The organism is Pseudomonas lalucatii, assembly GCF_018398425.1.
GTDB classification, from domain to species: domain Bacteria; phylum Pseudomonadota; class Gammaproteobacteria; order Pseudomonadales; family Pseudomonadaceae; genus Aquipseudomonas; species Aquipseudomonas lalucatii.
The window spans coordinates 678,262-695,296 of sequence record NZ_JADPMV010000001.1 but is presented as its reverse complement, the minus strand read 5'-3'; the positions used below and the strand labels follow the sequence as shown (position 1 = coordinate 695,296).

Genomic DNA, 17,035 nt, shown 5'->3' with positions numbered 1-17,035 from the left:
TGTGAGTCGTTGAATATTCTTCTAGTTAGTCAATATTTTTGGCCTGAGTCTTTCATTATCAATGATTTGGTCAGGGTCTTGATTTCTCAGGGCCACAGAGTGCACATTTTAACGGGCAAGCCAAATTACCCTGAAGGTGAAATTTTTCAAGGCTACTTAAAGCATGGATGTATTGATGAGATTTTTGAATCTGGTGCATTAGTGAGTCGTGTGCCTCTGCGTCCGCGAGGTAATGGAGGTGCAAAAAACTTATTGCTGAACTATCTTTCTTTCGTACTGAACGGGCTTGTATTTTTCCCGCGGGCGGTCCAAGGGCGTTCGTTTGATGTAGTTTTTGTTTTTGCTCCGTCGCCAGTCACCTCCGCAATTCCGGCTATTTATTTAAAATGGCGATTAGGGTCACATCTCGCCATCTGGATTCAGGACCTCTGGCCTGAAAGTTTGAGCGCAACTGGGTTCATTCGCAATCGTATGGCGTTGCGGTTGGTAGGCTGGTTGGTCCGCGGAATTTATGCGTGCACGGATACGTTGCTCGTGCAGTCAAGGGCATTTAGGGCCCCGGTCGCGCGCTATGCGCGAGAAGATAAAATCGTTTACTACCCCAATTCCCACCAGGATTCGCCCCTGCAGCCAGCGACCAGCACTCAGGTTCCTGCCGAGTTGTTGGCGCAGCTAGAGCAAAATTTTTGCCTGGTTTTCGCTGGTAACCTTGGCACTGCGCAGTCTGTCGAGACCTTGGTTCAGGCGGCGGAAAGATTAAGGCATCTACCTGACTGTAAGTTGGTTCTGGTGGGTAGCGGTAGTATGGTCGGGTGGGTTGAGGAGCAGAAGGCTCTGAGGGGCTTGGATAATTTGATCCTGGCGGGGCGCTTCCCTCCATCCGAAATGCCACAGTTTTTTAGTCGTGCAGCCGGCTTGCTGGTGACGCTCAAGCGGGAGGAAATTTTCGCTTATACAATTCCCAGCAAGGTTCAAGCCTATCTTGCCGCAGGCCGTCCTGTGATTGCAGCTCTCGATGGTGAAGGGGCGCGTGTCATTGAGGAGGCGGGAGCTGGTCTGTCATGCGCTGCGGAAGATTCTGTCGGACTGGCTCACTGTATCGAGCGACTATTCCACATGTCGCCGGAGGCACGCGAAAAGCTCGGGCAGTCGGGGCGAGAGTATTTTCTGGCGAATTTTGAGATGGCGCGACAGAGCCAGCGTCTAGTGGAAATCCTTGAAAATAGAATTAACGAAGGAAGAGGGATGTCGAAATGAATGTTCTGGTATTGGGCGTGACCGGTATGTTGGGGAGTGCTGTTTTTAGGCAGCTTTCCCACGACCAGAGCTACCAAGTATGGGGCACATTGCGCAATGCCGGAGGGCGGCGTCATTTTCCTGAGCAGCTTCATGCCCAGTTGATTAGCAATATCGATGTGCTTGACCAAGATGCACTAATTAGTGTGCTTGAGCGTATCCGCCCAGATGTCGTCATCAACTGCGTCGGTTTGATCAAGCAGTTGGCCGACGCCAAAGATCCGCTCTCGGCCTTGCCGATTAACGCCATGCTGCCACATCGATTGGCGAAGCTCTGTGGCTTGGCGGGCGCTCGGTTGATCCATGTGAGCACGGATTGCGTGTTCTCTGGCCGCAAGGGGATGTATACCGAGGCTGACCTCTCGGATGCGGAAGATCTCTATGGTAAGTCGAAGTTCATTGGCGAGCTTCATGAGGTGCCGCACGCGATTACGCTGCGTACTTCCATTATCGGGCATGAGCTAGGCACCCACTTCTCTTTGATTGACTGGTTTCTTTCGCAAAGTGGTCCGGTCAAGGGCTATGCAAAAGCTATATTTTCTGGCTTGCCCACTGTCGAACTGGCTAGGGTGATGAAGGACTATGTGGTCCCGGCTCCTGAATTGCACGGCCTCTATCATGTATCAGTCGAGCCGATCGACAAGTTGTCGCTGCTCAGGCTGGTGGCCGAGGTCTATGGGCACAAGATTCAGATCATTCCAGACGAGCAGGTCTGTATCGACCGCTCGTTGGACTCTTCTCGTTTCCGTCAGGCCACTGGTTACCTACCCCCGGCCTGGCCCGAGCTGGTCAAAATGATGCGTGACCAGCGTTAATTTTTATATTTTCGAGTGTGGTGACTGTTTATGTTTGATGACAAAGTCTTGATGATTACCGGCGGTACCGGTTCCTTCGGTAATACCGTGTTGAAGCGCTTCCTCGATACCCATGTCAAGGAAATCCGGGTGTTCAGCCGGGACGAGAAGAAGCAGGAGGATATGCGCATTGCCCTGGCCAATGACAAGGTCAAGTTCTATATCGGCGATGTGCGCGATTACGACAGCATTTCGCAAGCCATGGTTGGTGTTGACTATATCTTTCATGCTGCTGCGCTGAAGCAGGTGCCATCCTGCGAGTTCTACCCCATGGAAGCGGTACGTACCAATGTCATCGGCACGGAGAATGTGCTGAATGCGGCGATTGCCACCGGCGTCAAGCGTGTGGTGGTGCTCAGCACGGATAAGGCGGTCTACCCGATCAATGCCATGGGCATTTCCAAGGCCATGGCGGAAAAGCTCATGGTCGCCAAGTCTCGGATGATTCCAGAGTCCGGTCCGGTCATCTGTGCGACCCGCTACGGTAACGTGATGGCTTCGCGTGGCTCGGTGATCCCGCTGTTCATCAGCCAGCTCAAGAGCGGCGAGCCGCTGACTGTCACCGATCCGAACATGACCCGTTTCTTGATGTCGCTGGAAGATTCGGTGGATCTGGTCCTGCATGCCTTCGAGCATGCCGAGCAGGGCGACATCTTTGTGCAGAAGGCCCCTGCCTCGACGGTGGCGGACCTTGCCCTGGCGCTCAAAGAGCTGTTTTCCCGCGACAACCCGGTAAAGGTGATCGGCACTCGGCATGGCGAGAAGCTGTATGAGTCGCTGATTTCCCGCGAGGAAATGGCCAAGGCCGAGGACATGGACCGCTATTATCGAATTCCCGCGGATAACCGTGACCTGAACTACAAGAAGTTTTTCGTCGAGGGCGAGCAGCATATTTCCGAACTGGACGACTACACCTCGCACAATACCGAGCGCCTGAGCATCCAAGGCATCAAGGATGTGTTGCTCAAGCTGGACTACATTCAGGAGCAGCTCGATGCTTAAGGTGATGACGCTGGTTGGCACCCGCCCGGAGCTGATCAAGATGAGCCGCGTGATCGCGGAACTGGATAAGCAGGTTCAGCATGTGCTGGTGCATTCGGGGCAGAATTACGACTTCGAATTGAACCAGGTGTTTTTCGATGATCTGGATATTCGCAAGCCGGATCATTTCCTCGGAGCTGCCGGCGATACGGCGGCGAAGACCATCGCCGAAGTGATCGCCAAGGCCGACGAGGTGTTCGAACTGGAAAAGCCCGATGCGCTCTTACTGTACGGCGACACCAATACCTGCCTGGCGGTGATTGCCGCCAAGCGCCGGAAAATCCCTGTTTTCCACATGGAGGCGGGGAATCGTTGTTTCGACCAGCGGGTGCCGGAGGAGTTGAACCGCAAGGTTCTCGACCATCTGAGCGATATCAATATGGTGCTGACCGAACATGCGCGCCGTTACTTGATCGCCGAGGGCATTCGCCCGGAAACCATCATCAAGACCGGTTCGCACATGGAGGAAGTGCTGGATTACTACATGCCGCGTATCCAGGCCTCCGATGTGCTGCAGCGCGAAGGGCTGGAGGAGGGTAAGTTCTTCATCGTCAGTACCCATCGGGAAGAGAACGTCGATACACCCGAGAACTTGCGCGATCTGCTGGAGACCCTGCGGGCGCTGGCCGAGACGTACCAGTACCCGATCATCGTCTCCACGCACCCCCGTACCCGGAAACGCCTGGAGGCACTGGGCGAGTCGTTGGACCATCCGCTGATCCGTTTCGTCAAGCCGTTCGGTTTGCTGGATTACATCAAGCTGCAGATGTCGGCGTTCTGTGTGCTATCCGATAGCGGCACCATCACCGAAGAAGCTTCGTTGCTGAACCTGCCGGCGATCACCATCCGCAATGCCCATGAGCGGCCGGAGGGCATGGATGAGGGCACGCTGATCATGAGCGGCCTGAGAAAGGAGCCTGTGTTGGATGCGGTGCGTGTGGTGACCAGCCAGCATGACCGTGCCCGGCGCGTAATCCCGGTGGTGAAGGACTACCAGGCCGGCCCGGTATCCAAGCAGGTGGTCAGGGTGGTGCTCAGTTACACCGATTACATCAACCGTACTGTCTGGTCGAAAGCCTGAGTACTCCCGAGGCATATCAATGCGTGTTTTGTTGACTGGCGCTAGCGGTTTCGTTGGCCGGGGACTGCTGGAAAGGATGTCGGCTCTGGTTAGCCTGGAGTTGGTCGCTGCACTGCGTAGGCCGGTATCGGGGTTCCCAGAGGCTGTTACGAGCCTGCAGGTTCCAGGGGTCGAGCCCGACACCGACTGGCGAACAGCGCTGGAAGGGATAGATGCTGTTATTCACAGCGCCGCTCGCGTTCATGTCATGCATGACCAGTCGTCCGACCCGCTCGCCGAATTCCGCAAGGTCAATGTCGAGGGCACCTTGAACCTCGCTCGCCAGGCTGCGGCTGCGGGTGTGCGCCGTTTTATCTTTATCAGTTCGGTCAAGGTCAACGGCGAGGGCACGCCTGTAGGTGTGCCTTACCTTGCCGACGCCCAGGCCGCGCCGGCTGATCCGTACGGCATCTCCAAGATGGAAGCCGAGCAGGGGTTGCGTACCCTGGCGGCCGAAACCGGGATGGAGGTGGTGATTATCCGGCCGACGCTGGTCTATGGGCCGGGTGTCAAAGCCAACTTCCTCAACATGATGCGCTGGCTGCACAAGGGTGTGCCTCTGCCATTTGGCGCGATCCATAACCGGCGCAGCCTGGTGGCCCTGGACAATCTGGTCGACCTGATCGTGACTTGCATCGACCATCCCGCCGCGGCCAACCAGACATTCCTGGTCAGCGATGGCGAGGACCTTTCGACTACCGAGTTGTTGCGCAGGATGGCCACTGCCTTGGGCAAGCCGGCGCGCTTGTTGCCGGTGCCGAGTCGGCTGCTGGAGATGGGGGCGGCGGTGCTGGGTAGGCAGGCACTGTCCCAGCGGCTGTGCGGCTCGTTGCAGGTCGATATCGGCAAGACTCGTGAGTTATTGGACTGGACACCGCCGGTCAGCGTCGATGAGGCGCTGCGCAAGACGGCCAAGCATTTTCTGGAACAGCAGAGCAAATGACTATCTGGTGGTTGCTGCCGGCGGTGGCCGGCGTTTCGCTTGTTATGACCGGCGCGCTGCGGCGTTACGCCTTGGCCCGCAGCCTGATGGACATCCCCAACGCGCGCAGTTCGCACTCGGTGCCGACGCCGCGCGGCGGCGGTGGCCATCGTGTTGGCCTTCCTGGCGGCTTTGCCGGTCATGGCTTGGGCCAATCTGCTGCCTTGGGCCGTAATGTGGGCGCTGTTGGGGGCCGGGGCGGGAGTGGCCGTGATCGGCTTTCTCGATGACCATGGGCATATTCCCGCGCGCTGGCGGTTATTGGGGCACTTTGCCGGGGCCATCTGGGCCTTGTTCTGGTTGGGCGGGCTGCCGCCGCTGAACCTGTTCGGCATGAGCCTCGACCTGGGGTGGCTGGGGCATGCGCTGGCGGCGGTCTACCTGGTGTGGTTGCTGAACCTCTACAACTTCATGGATGGCATCGACGGCATCGCCTGTGTCGAGGCAATTTGTGTGTGCCTGGGCGGTGCGTTGTTGTTTGGGGTCTTGGGTTTCACGGGGGCGGGCCAGCCTGTCGCGGGCGGCGTTGGCGAGGCGTTGGGCTTCGCCAGCTCAGCCCAACCTACGGGAATGCTGGTGGTGCTGCTGTTGGCGGCCGCGGTGGCGGGCTTTTTGTTTTGGAACTTCCCGCCGGCGCGGATCTTCATGGGCGATGCGGGCAGTGGCTTTCTCGGTATCACCCTGGGCATCTTGTCCCTGCAGGCGGCCTGGGTGGCGCCGCAGTTGTTGTGGAGCTGGCTGATCCTGCTCGGGGTATTCATCGTCGATGCCACCTTTACCCTGCTGCGGCGCCTGCTGCGCGGCGACAAGGTCTATGAGGCCCATCGCAGTCACGCCTATCAATATGCATCCAGGCGCTTCGGCCGGCATCTGCCGGTGACTCTCGTCGTGGGGGGGCTCAATCTGTTCTGGTTGCTACCCATCGCGCTTTGGGTCGGAGTGGGCGGTCTGGAGGGTTTGACGGGCGTGCTGATCGCCTATGCGCCTCTGCTCTGGCTGGCGGTGAAGTTCAAGGCTGGGGAGCTTGAGTAATACAGGGCGCGACCCCTGGCTTTGCGCTTGCGGTAATCTGCGGGCTCAAGCTGGACAGAGGGCTTGCTATCGAGCCTGCTCCAACAGGTCAGTTTCTCCTGTGCTGCACCCGATGCAGTGATGGCGAAAGCAGTGTGAGGATTTTTTGTGTTACGACTTGCCGAAAAACTACGCGGCCGTCTGGTTTGTTTGCCACGACGCCATAAGCGACTGATTCAGGTCGCGGTGGATGTGCTGCTGGTCTGGGCCGCATTGTGGCTCGCCTTTGTCGTGCGCCTGGGGGACTCGAAGAATATCGAGCCCTTCGCCGGTCACGCCTGGCTGTTTACCGCGGCGCCGCTGATTGCCGTTCCCTTGTTCGTGCGCTTCGGCATGTACCGGGCGGTGATGCGTTACTTCGGCAATGACGCGCTACTGGCCATCGCCAAGGCGGTCACGCTGTCGGCGCTGCTCCTGGCTCTCGCAGTGTATTGGCACCAGGACGCGCCCAAGCTCATTCCCCGTTCCATGGTGTTCAACTACTGGTGGCTGAGCCTGGTGCTGATCGGTGGTTTGCGCCTGGTGATGCGCCAGTACTTCATGGGCGACTGGTATTCGCCCGATCAGCCCACCAGGCTCAAGGGGCGCGATACCGGTCTGCCGAAGGTTGCGGTGTATGGTGCCGGCGCGGCCGGCAACCAGCTGGTGGGGGCGCTGCGCATGGGCCGGGCCATGCGTCCGGTGGCGTTCATCGACGACGACTCCAACATCGCCAATCGGGTGATCGCCGGCTTGCGGGTTTATACCCCCAAGCATATCCAGCAGATGATCGATGAAACCGGTGCGGACGAGATCCTCTTGGCGATCCCCTCGGCCAGCCGCGGCCGGCGCCGCGAAATTCTCGAGCTGCTCGAGGACTTTCCCCTGCATGTGCGCAGCGTGCCCGGCTTCATGGACCTGGCCAGTGGCCGGGTCAAGGTCGAGGACGTGCAGGAGGTGGACATCGCCGACCTGCTCGGGCGCGATGCCGTGCCGCCGCAGCAGGTACTGTTCGAGCGTTGCATCCGCGGCCAGGTGGTGATGGTTACCGGCGCGGGCGGCTCGATCGGTTCGGAGCTGTGTCGGCAGATCGTGGCGAGCGGGCCTATCACCCTGATCCTGTTCGAGCACAGCGAGTTCAACCTGTACAACATCCATAGCGAGCTGGAGCAGCGCCTGCAGCGCGAGTCGCTGCCGGTGCGTCTGGTGCCCATCCTGGGTTCCATCCGTAATCCGGTCAGGCTGGTCGACGTGATGCGCACCTGGGGCGTCAACACCGTCTACCATGCCGCCGCCTACAAGCATGTGCCCATGGTCGAGCACAACATCGCCGAGGGCGTGCTGAACAACGTGCTCGGCTCGCTGCATACGGCGCAGGCGGCGGTGAAGGCGGGGGTCGAACATTTCGTGCTGATTTCCACGGACAAGGCGGTGCGCCCGACCAATGTGATGGGCAGTACCAAGCGCCTGGCCGAGATGGTGTTGCAGGCCCTGAGCGCCGAGTCGGCGCCGGTGCTGTTCGGCGATGAGGGGGCGGTGCACCGGGTCAACAAGACCCGCTTCACCATGGTGCGCTTCGGCAACGTGCTGGGTTCCTCCGGCTCGGTGATTCCGCGTTTCCATGAGCAGATCAGGCAGGGTGGTCCGGTCACCGTGACCCACCCGAATATCACCCGCTACTTCATGACCATTCCCGAGGCCGCCCAGCTGGTCATCCAGGCCGGTGCCATGGGCCAGGGCGGCGATGTGTTCGTGCTGGATATGGGCCAGCCGGTGAAGATCGTCGAGCTGGCGGAGAAGATGATCCACCTGAGCGGCCTCAGCGTGCGGTCTGAGAAGAGCCCCCATGGCGATATCGCCATCGAGTTCAGCGGCCTGCGTCCCGGCGAGAAGCTCTACGAGGAGCTGCTGATTGGCGACAACGTCAGCCCGACCGATCATCCGATGATCATGCGCGCCAACGAGGAGCACCTGCCCTGGGAGACCTTCAAGAAGGTGCTGGCCGAGCTGCAGGGGGCCGTGGAGCGGGACGACTATGATCGGGTGCGCCAGCTGCTGCGCGAAACCGTGAGCGGCTATGCGCCGGAAGGCGAGATCGTCGACTGGATTCACCTGAAGCGCCGCAGCAAGCCCCGCTAGGCAAGGTGCTGGCACCGTGGGGCTCAATCACGGGTGCCGGCATAGCCGGGCTATAGGTAGGGTGATAGCGGCTCTATGAAGGGGCAGTACCGCCGGAGGTTGCCAGCATGCTCGACCGCTTCGCCGCCGACGCCGTGCTCGTGCTGCATCTGCTGTTCATCCTGTTCGTGCTGCTCGGTGGCTTGCTGGTGCTGCGCTGGCCCGCTCTGGCCTGGCTGCACCTGCCGGCGGCCTTGTGGGGCGCGGTGGTCGAGCTATTCCGGTTGCAGTGCCCGTTGACCCCGCTGGAGAACGCCCTGCGCCGTGCGGCCGGTGAGCGCGGCTACAGCGGTGGCTTCGTCGAACACTACCTGCTGCCGATCGTCTATCCGGCCGGGCTCACGCCGGCTATCCAGTTGCTGCTGGGGGGGCTGGTGCTGGCGGTCAACGCAGCCATCTATGGCTACCTGCTGCTGCGGAGACGGGGCGGCCGATAGGCCGCGACGGCCTGTCGGGATAGCGGATCGCCGGCAGGCCTGCCGGGCGTTTGCCTGGCTCATTCAGCAGCCTGATGGTGAGTGGGGCAGGGGATGTCCTTCGCTACACTGCGGAGCATCTATCACAGCAGCGTAAGGCGGCCTCTGTATGCAAAATCGCATGATGATTACCGGCGCGGGTTCGGGTCTGGGGCGCGAGATCGCCCTGCGTTGGGCCCGAGAGGGCTGGCGCCTGGCCCTGGCCGACGTCAGGGAGGCCGGTCTGGCGGAGACCCTGCAGCTGGTGCGGGCGGCCGGGGGCGATGGCTTCACCCGCTTGTGCGATGTGCGCGACTACAGCCAGCTGACCGCCCTGGCCCAGGCCTGCGAGGAACAGTTCGGCGGCGTCGACGTGATCGTCAACAACGCCGGGGTGGCGTCCGGCGGCTTCTTCGGCGAGCTGTCGCTGGAGGACTGGGACTGGCAGATCGCGATCAACCTGATGGGCGTGGTCAAGGGGTGCAAGGCCTTCCTGCCGTTGCTCGAGCGCAGCAAGGGCAAGATCGTCAACATCGCCTCGATGGCGGCGCTGATGCAGGGGCCGGCCATGAGCAACTACAACGTCGCCAAGGCCGGCGTGGTGGCGCTGTCGGAGAGCCTGCTGGCGGAGCTGCGGGCGCAGGAGGTCGGGGTGCACGTGGTCTGTCCGTCGTTCTTCCAGACCAACCTGCTGGACTCCTTCCGCGGCCCCACCCCGGCGATGAAGGCCCAGGTCGGCAAGCTGCTGGAGAGCTCGCCGATCAGTGCGGCGGATATCGCCGACTACATCTACCGGCAGATCGCCGCGGGCGAGTTCATGATCCTGCCCCACGAGCAGGGGCGCATGGCCTGGGCGCTGAAGCGGCAGAACCCGCAGGCGCTCTACGACGAGATGGCCCTCATGGCCGAACGGATGCGCGCCAAGGCCGCGCAGGGCTGATCGAACGGTCAGCTTATGCCGGGCGCGGACTTGCCGTGGGGCGGGTCCGCGGTTAGGGTAACCGGCTTTGTCCGCTGCTCCGTCAGCGCCTAGGACGTCTCGTGAAAGCCCTATCTGGAACCGCCCTGTTGCTGGCGCTGCTGCTGGCGGCGGTCAATCTGCGGCCCGGCATCACCTCGCTGGCGCCGCTGATCGAGCGGATCGCCGCCGAGCTCGCCCTGAGCCGTGGCCTGATCAGCCTGACCACCGCATTGCCGGTGCTGTGCATGGGCCTGCTGGCGCCGCTCGCGCCGCGCTTGGCGGTGCTGCTGGGCCTGGAACGCACCATTACCCTGTGCATGGGCGCTATCGCCGCCGCCCTGCTGCTGCGCCTCGGCGGCGATGCCAGCGCGGTGCTGATCGCCAGCGCGGTGCTGCTCGGCGCCGGGATCGCCGTGGCCGGCCCGCTGCTTTCGGGCTTTATCAAGCGCTATTTCGTCGAGCAGATGGGCCGGGTGGTGGCCTGGTATTCCCTGGGCATGGCCGTGGGCGGCGCGGCGGGGGCGGTGCTGACGGCCTCGGCCACGCACTGGTTCGGCGAGCGCTGGACCCACGGCCTGGCGCTCTGGGCGCTGCCGGCGCTGCTGGCCATGGGGGCGTGGCTGTGCGTGCCCAATCGGGGCGAGCCGAGCGATCGCGAGGAGGCCAGGGCCTGCCTGCCTTGGGACCAGCCGCGCGCCTGGCTGATCAGCACGTTCTTCGCGATCCAGGCGGGCCTGTTCTACGCCCTGGCCACCTGGGTGGTGGCCCGCTACCACGAGGCCGGCCTGAGCCTGTTGCGCAGCAATGGCCTGTTCAGCCTGTCGATGCTGACGGGGCTGCCCAGCTCCTTCCTGTTTCCCTGGTTGGCCCAGCGCTTCGGCCATCGCTATGGCCTGCTGCAGGCCTGCGGACTGCTGGCCTGCCTCAGCCTGGCAATGATCACCTTCGCGCCGACGCTGCTGCCGGAACTCTGGGCGGTGGTCATCGGCCTGAGTCTGGGCGGGGCCTTCGCGCTGTCCCTGGTGCTGCCGCTGTACGAGGCGCATACGCCGCTGGCGGTCAGCCGCTGGACCTCGATGATGCTCTGCGCCGGTTATTGCATGGCCTCCCTGGCACCTGTCCTGACCGGTCTGGCCCGCGACCTGGCCGGCAGCTACCAGCCGGCCTTCGCCGTGCTGACCGGGCTGGCGTCGCTGATGTCGCTGCTGGCATGGCGCTTGGGCAAGGGCGTCCGGCGCGACTGAGCGGTCTGGGCCGTGGCGCCCGCAGCGGCGGAGTTCCGCCGCAGTTCCTTCCTTGCGCGCCGATGCTGTGATAGAAGGCAGCCTCGATTTCCTGGAGTACCGCTGTGGAGTCAGAATCCATCGTCTATGGCTGCATCCGCGACTGGCCGGCGGACAGTGCGGAGCAGAGCCGCCTGCGGCGCGAGCTCAATCGGCAGGCGCTGGGCGAACTGCCGAGCGCCGACGCCTGGTCGCTGCTCGGCCGCGAGATGTTCGCCTGCTGCGAGCCGCCGGGCGATGACCTGTACCAGACCCAGGTGATCCACTTCGGCGCCAGCTACCGGGCCGTGGAATACGAGTGGAGTCTCTGGGTCGAGCAGTTCGAGGCGCTGCTCAAGCGCCTGTACTGGGCCAGCGCAGTGGTGCATCTGGACACCGAGCTCAACGGCACCCACACCTTCCGCTGGGAGTCGGAGAGTGGCGGCCACAGCCCCCACGAAGGCGAGCTGCGGGTGCGTTGCGCCTGGGAGCGCGAGGGCGGCTTGCGCGGCTAGCCGGTGGCAGCGCCGCGGCGCGGTCTAGTCGTCGAGTGCCTGCAGCCACTCCTTGGGCACGTCGCGCTTGAGCGCCAGCTGGCACTGCTGGCTTTCCGGATCGAAGACGATCACCGCCTCGCCCTTGTCCAGGGCGCGGCGTACCCGCTGCACGCGGGTTTCCAGCGGGGTTTCGTCGCCGTTGTCGGTGCCCTCGCGGGTGACGAAGTCCTCGATCAGGTGGGTCAGGGTCTCGGCTTGCAGCAGGTGCGGGGGGATCAACACGGCTCGGCTCTCCAGGGGACGGCGGCGATGCTAACCGCTGGCCATGCCGGCTGTCAGCCCATTGCCGGCGCCCGGCGTCGTCCATGGCGCCGAGCGTGGGGTCCGCCTCAGCGCTGTCCGCCGCGGGGGCCGAGCAGGCTGTCGACCGCGGGCACCTGGGTATCGCTGGCCATCTGCGCGTCGTGTTCCAGTTGGTGGCTGAAGCGGTCCAGCGAGCCCTGCGCCGGCTGGGCATCGCTGGCGAACACCGGCGGGCTGAGCATATAGGCGCTGAGCAGCCGGCTGAGGGCGATCAGGCTGTCGATATGGGTGCGCTCGTAGCCGTGGGTGGCGTCGCAGCCGAAGGCCAGCAGGGCGGTGCGCACGTCGTGGCCGGCGCCGACCGCCGACTGCGCGTCGCTGTGGTAGTAGCGGAACAGGTCGCGGCGCACCGGGATCTCATGCTCGCGGGCCAGGCGCAGCAGCTGGCGCGACAGGTGATAGTCGTGGGGGCCGCCGGAGTCCTGCATGGCCACGCTGACCGTGTGTTCGCTGGAGGCCTGGCCCTGGGCGACCGGGGCGATGTCGACGCCGACGAACTCGCTGACGTCCCAGTGCAACGCCGCGGCTGCACCTGAGCCGACTTCCTCGGTCACGGTGAACAGCGGGTGGCAGTCGATCTCCAGCTCGGCGCCGCTCTCGACGATGCCCTTGAGCGAGGCGAGCAGGGCGGCGACACCGGCCTTGTCGTCGAGGTGACGGGCGCTGATGTGGCCGCTCTCGGTGAATTCCGGCAGCGGGTCGAAGGCGACGAAGTCGCCCACCGCGATGCCCAGGGACTCGCAGTCGGCGCGGGTCGCGCAGTAGGCGTCCAGGCGCAGCTCGACATGGTCCCAGCTGATCGGCAGCTGATCCACCTCGGTATTGAAGGCGTGGCCGGAGGCCAGCAGCGGCAGCACGCTGCCGCGGATCACGCTGGTCTCGGTGAACAGGCTGACCCGGCTGCCTTCGGCGAAGCGGCTGGACCAGGTGCCGACCGGGGCCAGGCCCAGGCGGCCATTGTCCTGCACGGTGCGGACGATGGCGCCGATGGTGTCGAGGTGGGTCGACACGGCGCGGTCCGGGCTGCTCTGCTTGCCCTTGAGGGTGGCGCGGATGGTGCCGCGGCGGGTCAGCTCGAAGGGGATGCCGATCTCCTCCAGGCGCTCGGCGACATAGCGCACGATGGTGTCGGTGAAGCCGGTCGGGCTGGGGATGGCGAGCATCTCCAGCAGGACCTTGCGCAGGTATTCGAGGTCGGGTTCGGGCAGTTGCTGCATTGCAGGCTCCTTCGCGAAATGGTCCTGGCCCGGCGTCCGTGGCGGACGCCGGGCGCGCGCGGGATGGGCTAGCCGGTCACCTGGCTGAGGGGGAACAGCAGGTCGACGAAGCGCTCCGCGGTCGGCTGCGGCTCATGGTTGGCCAGGCCGGCGCGCTCGTTGGCCTCGATGAACACGTGTTCGGGGCGGTCGGCCGCCGGTACCAGCAGGTCGAGGCCGACCACCGGGATGTCCAGGGCCCGGGCCGCCTTGACCGCCGCTTCGGCCAGGGCCGGATGGAGGATCTCGGTGACGTCCTCGAGGCTGCCTCCGGTGTGCAGGTTGGCGGTCTTGCGCACGGCCAGGCGCTTGCCGGCCGGCAGGATGCTGTCGTAGTCGACGCCTGCGGCGTGCAGGGTGCGCAGGGTTTCCGCGTCCTTGGGGATGCGGCTCTCGCCACCGGTGGCGGCCTGGCGTCGACGGCTCTGGGCGTCGATCAGGTCGCCGATGCTGTGGCGGCCGTCGCCGACGACCTCGGCCGGGCGGCGAATGGCCGCGGCGACCACCTCGTAGCCGATCACCAGGATGCGCAGGTCGAAGCCCTCGTGATAGCTCTCCAGCAGCACCCGGCCGTCGAAGACCCGGGCCCGTTCGATGGCTTCCTGGACTTCACCCGGGCTGCGCAGATCCACCGCCACACCCTGGCCCTGCTCGCCGTCCACCGGCTTGACCACCAGGCTGCCGTGTTCGGCGAGGAAGGCCGCGTTCTCCTCGGCGCTGCCGGCCAGGCGCTGGGCCGGCAGGCGCAGGCCGGCACGTTCGAGGGCGCGGTGGGTCAGGCGCTTGTCCTGGCACAGGGTCATGCTCACGGCGCTGGTCAGGTCGGTCAGCGACTCGCGGCAGCGGATGCGCCGGCCACCGTGGCTGAGGGTGAACAGGCCGGCCTCGGCGTCATCGACCTGCACCTCGATGCCGCGGCGCAACGCCTCGTCGACGATGATCCGGGCATAGGGGTTGAGTTCGGCCTCGGGACCGGGGCCGAGGAACAGCGGCTGGTTGATGCTGTTCTTGCGCTTGATGCTGAAGGTCTGCAGCTCGCGAAAGCCCAGCTTGGCGTACAGGCCCTTGGCCTGGCGGTTGTCGTGCAATACGGAAAGATCAAGATAACTGAGCCCGCGGCTCATAAAGTGCTCGATCAGGTGGCGCACCAGCACCTCGCCGACCCCGGGGCGGCTGCAGCGCGGGTCGACCGCCAGGCACCAGAGGCTGCTGCCGTTCTCCGGGTCCTTGAACGCCTTGTGGTGGTTGAGGCCCATGACGCTGCCGATCACCGCGCCGCTGTCCTCGTCCTCCGCCAGCCAGTACACCGGCCCGCCCTGGTGGCGCGGGGTCAGCTTGGCCGGGTCGAGCGGCAGCATGCCGCGCATCTGGTACAGGCAGTTGATCGCCTGCCAGTCCGCGGCGTTCTGCGCCCGGCGTATGCGGTAGCCGCGGAAGCCGCGGCGCGCCGGGCGGTAGTCGCTGAACCACAGGCGCAGGGTGTCCGAGGGGTCGAGGAACAGCTGCTGCGGTGCCTGGGCCAGCACCTGCTGCGGCGCGGCGACATACAGGGCGATGTCGCGTTCGCCGGGACGTTCGCTCAGCAGCTCGTCGGCCAATACGGCCGGGTCGGGGTAGGTGTGGCCGATCAGCAGGCGGCCCCAGCCGCAGTGCACGGCCAGTGACTCGCTGGGTTTGACCCCGCGTTCTTCGGCGAAGCGCGCCTGCAGGCGCTCGTAGGAGGGCGCCTGGCCGCGCAGGAGGCGTTGGTTGTAGGCAGTGGCTCGCATGGGGGGAATTCCTTAGCTGTCCGCATCACCCGGTTGGGCCGGGCGCTGAGTTCAGTCGTGACTGCTCCGGATTACTTCCGGCTACGGCGTGTGTCATGCAGCAGGGCGGGCAGCTCCCGCCCTGCGCTGTAGTTACAGGCCTTGCTCGCTCAACCACAGGTTGAGCGCCGCCATCTGCCAGAGTTTCGAGCCGCGCAACGGGGTGAGTTGCCCCTGTGGATCGGTCAGCAGGCGGTCGAGCATGGCCGGGTTGAACAGGCCGCGGTCCTGGCTCGGGTCGACCAGCAGGTCGCGGACCCAGCCCAGTGTAGCCCCCTCCAGATGCTTGAGGCCCGGCACCGGGAAGTAGCCCTTCTTGCGGTCGATGACCTCGGCCGGGATGACCTGGCGGGCGGCCTCCTTGAGCACGTGCTTGCCGCCATCGGGCAGCTTGAAACGTCCGGGGATGCGCGCCGACAGCTCGGCCAGGCGATAGTCGAGGAACGGCGTGCGCGCCTCCAGGCCCCAGGCCATGGTCATGTTGTCGACCCGCTTGACCGGGTCGTCGACCAGCATCACCGTGCTGTCCAGGCGCAGCGCCTTGTCCACCGCGGCCAGCGCGCCGGGCTGGGCGAAATGCTGGCGGACGAACTCGCCGGCATGGTCGTCGGTCAGCCACTCGGGCTGCACGCACTGGGCGTATTCCTCGTGCTCGCGGTCGAAGAAGGCCTTGCGGTACGCGGCGAAGGCGTCCTCGGCGCCATCCACCAGCGGGTACCAGTGGTAGCCGGCGAACAGCTCGTCGGCACCCTGGCCGCTCTGCACCACCTTGCAGTGCTTGGCCACTTCCCGGGACAGCAGGTAGAAGGCGATGCAGTCGTGGCTGACCATCGGCTCGCTCATGGCGCGGAAGGCCGCCGGCAACTGCTCGAGGATCTCGTTCTCGCCGATGCGCAGCTGGTGGTGGCGGGTACTGAAGCGCTCGGCGATCAGGTCCGAGTACTGGAACTCGTCGCCGCGCTCGCCGCCGGCATCCTGGAAGCCGATGGAGAAGGTCGACAGGTTCTCCACCCCGGCCTCGCGCAGCAGGCCGACCAGCATGCTCGAGTCGACGCCGCCGGACAGCAGCACGCCGACGTCCACCGCCGCGCGCTGGCGGATCGACACCGCCTCGCGCATGCCGTCGAGTACCTTGTCGCGCCAGTCCTCCAGCTCGAAGGCGATCTCCTCGCGCTTGGGGCCGTAGTCCAGCTGCCACCAGCTCTGCTGCTGGCAGTTGCCTTGGGCGTCGATGCGCATCCAGGTGGCCGGCGGCAGTTTCTCGACGCCGGCGAGGATGGTGCGCGGCGCCGGCACCACGGCGTGGAAGTTCAGGTAGTGGTTCAGGGCGATCGGGTCCAGCGCCTTGCCGATGTCGCCGCCTTGTAGCAGCGCCGGCAGGCTGGAGGCGAAGCGCAGGCGTTGGCCGGTACGCGACAGGTACAGCGGCTTGACGCCGAGGCGGTCGCGGGCAATGAACAGCTCCTGGCTGTCGCGTTCCCACACGGCGAAGGCGAACATGCCGTTGAGCCTGGGCAGCAGGTCCTTGCCCCAGGCGTGGTAGCCCTTGAGCAGCACCTCGGTGTCGCCGCCGGAGAAGAAGCGGTAGCCGAGATTCTCCAGCTCGCTGCGCAGTTCCGGGTAGTTGTAGATGGCGCCGTTGAACACCATGGACAGGCCGAGATCGCTGTCGATCATCGGCTGGCCGGACGCCTCGGCGAGATCCATGATCTTCAGCCGACGATGGCCAAGGGCAATCGGCCCCTGGCTGTGGAAGCCGTGCGCGTCAGGACCGCGCGGCGCTAAATGATGGGTGATTCGCTCGACCGCGGCCAGGTCGGCCGGTCGTTGATCAAAACGTAGTTCTCCAGCTATTCCGCACATAAATTTCCTTACCGGTATTGCCGTTGGGGAGTCGTCCGGGCTCGCCGAA

General features: G+C 64.2%; 14 protein-coding genes and 1 pseudogene. 11 read left to right on the top strand and 4 right to left on the bottom strand.

Features of this window, described 5'->3' with window-relative positions:
• Positions 1–9 precede the first annotated feature (9 nt).
• The 11 genes and pseudogenes from I0D00_RS03070 to I0D00_RS03020 all read left to right on the top strand — a co-directional run bounded on the left by I0D00_RS03070 (position 10) and on the right by I0D00_RS03020 (position 11,714).
• Positions 10–1,257 carry a glycosyltransferase family 4 protein gene (locus I0D00_RS03070; protein WP_213638292.1) on the top strand — a complete coding sequence of 416 codons (1,248 nt, stop codon included), beginning with the start codon at positions 10–12 and terminating at the stop codon, positions 1,255–1,257.
• Positions 1,254–2,111, top strand: a complete 858-nt coding sequence (locus tag I0D00_RS03065) for a dTDP-4-dehydrorhamnose reductase family protein (protein ID WP_213638291.1) — start codon at positions 1,254–1,256, stop codon at positions 2,109–2,111. Before I0D00_RS03070 ends, I0D00_RS03065 begins: the two co-directional genes overlap by 4 nt.
• A gap of 30 nt (positions 2,112–2,141) precedes the next feature.
• Entirely contained in the window at positions 2,142–3,152 is a 1,011-nt protein-coding gene (locus I0D00_RS03060) for a polysaccharide biosynthesis protein (RefSeq protein ID WP_213638290.1), read from the top strand.
• Positions 3,145–4,272: a non-hydrolyzing UDP-N-acetylglucosamine 2-epimerase gene (wecB, locus tag I0D00_RS03055; protein ID WP_213638289.1), complete on the top strand. Its 1,128-nt coding sequence runs from the start codon at positions 3,145–3,147 to the stop codon at positions 4,270–4,272. The genes I0D00_RS03060 and wecB overlap by 8 nt, the downstream gene beginning before the upstream one ends.
• A gap of 19 nt (positions 4,273–4,291) precedes the next feature.
• Positions 4,292–5,254, top strand: a complete 963-nt coding sequence (locus I0D00_RS03050; protein WP_213638288.1) for a UDP-glucose 4-epimerase family protein — start codon at positions 4,292–4,294, stop codon at positions 5,252–5,254.
• Positions 5,251–6,325 (top strand): annotated as a pseudogene (locus tag I0D00_RS03045) (MraY family glycosyltransferase). Before I0D00_RS03050 ends, I0D00_RS03045 begins: the two are co-directional and overlap by 4 nt.
• Before the next feature lie 147 nt (positions 6,326–6,472).
• Positions 6,473–8,482 carry a polysaccharide biosynthesis protein gene (locus tag I0D00_RS03040; RefSeq protein ID WP_213638287.1) on the top strand — a complete coding sequence of 670 codons (2,010 nt, stop codon included), beginning with the start codon at positions 6,473–6,475 and terminating at the stop codon, positions 8,480–8,482.
• Between the two features lie 107 nt (positions 8,483–8,589).
• Positions 8,590–8,958: a DUF2784 domain-containing protein gene (locus tag I0D00_RS03035; protein ID WP_213638286.1), complete on the top strand. Its 369-nt coding sequence runs from the start codon at positions 8,590–8,592 to the stop codon at positions 8,956–8,958.
• A 148-nt stretch (positions 8,959–9,106) separates the two neighbouring features.
• Positions 9,107–9,916, top strand: a complete 810-nt coding sequence (locus I0D00_RS03030) for an SDR family oxidoreductase (protein ID WP_213638285.1) — start codon at positions 9,107–9,109, stop codon at positions 9,914–9,916.
• Positions 9,917–10,017: 101 nt separating this feature from the next.
• Positions 10,018–11,181: an MFS transporter gene (locus tag I0D00_RS03025; RefSeq protein WP_338050380.1), complete on the top strand. Its 1,164-nt coding sequence runs from the start codon at positions 10,018–10,020 to the stop codon at positions 11,179–11,181.
• A gap of 104 nt (positions 11,182–11,285) precedes the next feature.
• Complete coding sequence (locus tag I0D00_RS03020; protein ID WP_213638284.1) at positions 11,286–11,714, top strand: hypothetical protein; 429 nt, start codon at positions 11,286–11,288, stop codon at positions 11,712–11,714.
• 24 nt (positions 11,715–11,738) lie between these two features.
• Here the strand turns inward: I0D00_RS03020 and I0D00_RS03015 are convergent, their stop codons facing one another.
• The 4 genes from I0D00_RS03015 to I0D00_RS03000 form a co-directional block, all read right to left on the bottom strand.
• Positions 11,739–11,978: a YheU family protein gene (locus I0D00_RS03015; RefSeq protein WP_213638283.1), complete on the bottom strand. Its 240-nt coding sequence runs from the start codon at positions 11,976–11,978 to the stop codon at positions 11,739–11,741.
• A 107-nt stretch (positions 11,979–12,085) separates the two neighbouring features.
• On the bottom strand, positions 12,086–13,276 hold the full coding sequence (locus tag I0D00_RS03010; protein WP_213638282.1) for an osmoprotectant NAGGN system M42 family peptidase: 1,191 nt from the start codon (positions 13,274–13,276) through the stop codon (positions 12,086–12,088).
• A 68-nt stretch (positions 13,277–13,344) separates the two neighbouring features.
• Positions 13,345–15,084 carry an N-acetylglutaminylglutamine synthetase gene (ngg, locus tag I0D00_RS03005; RefSeq protein WP_213638281.1) on the bottom strand — a complete coding sequence of 580 codons (1,740 nt, stop codon included), beginning with the start codon at positions 15,082–15,084 and terminating at the stop codon, positions 13,345–13,347.
• Between the two features lie 132 nt (positions 15,085–15,216).
• The gene (locus I0D00_RS03000) at positions 15,217–16,986 is read right to left on the bottom strand and encodes an N-acetylglutaminylglutamine amidotransferase (protein WP_213638280.1); all 1,770 of its coding nucleotides are present in this window, start codon (positions 16,984–16,986) and stop codon (positions 15,217–15,219) included.
• Positions 16,987–17,035 lie beyond the last annotated feature (49 nt).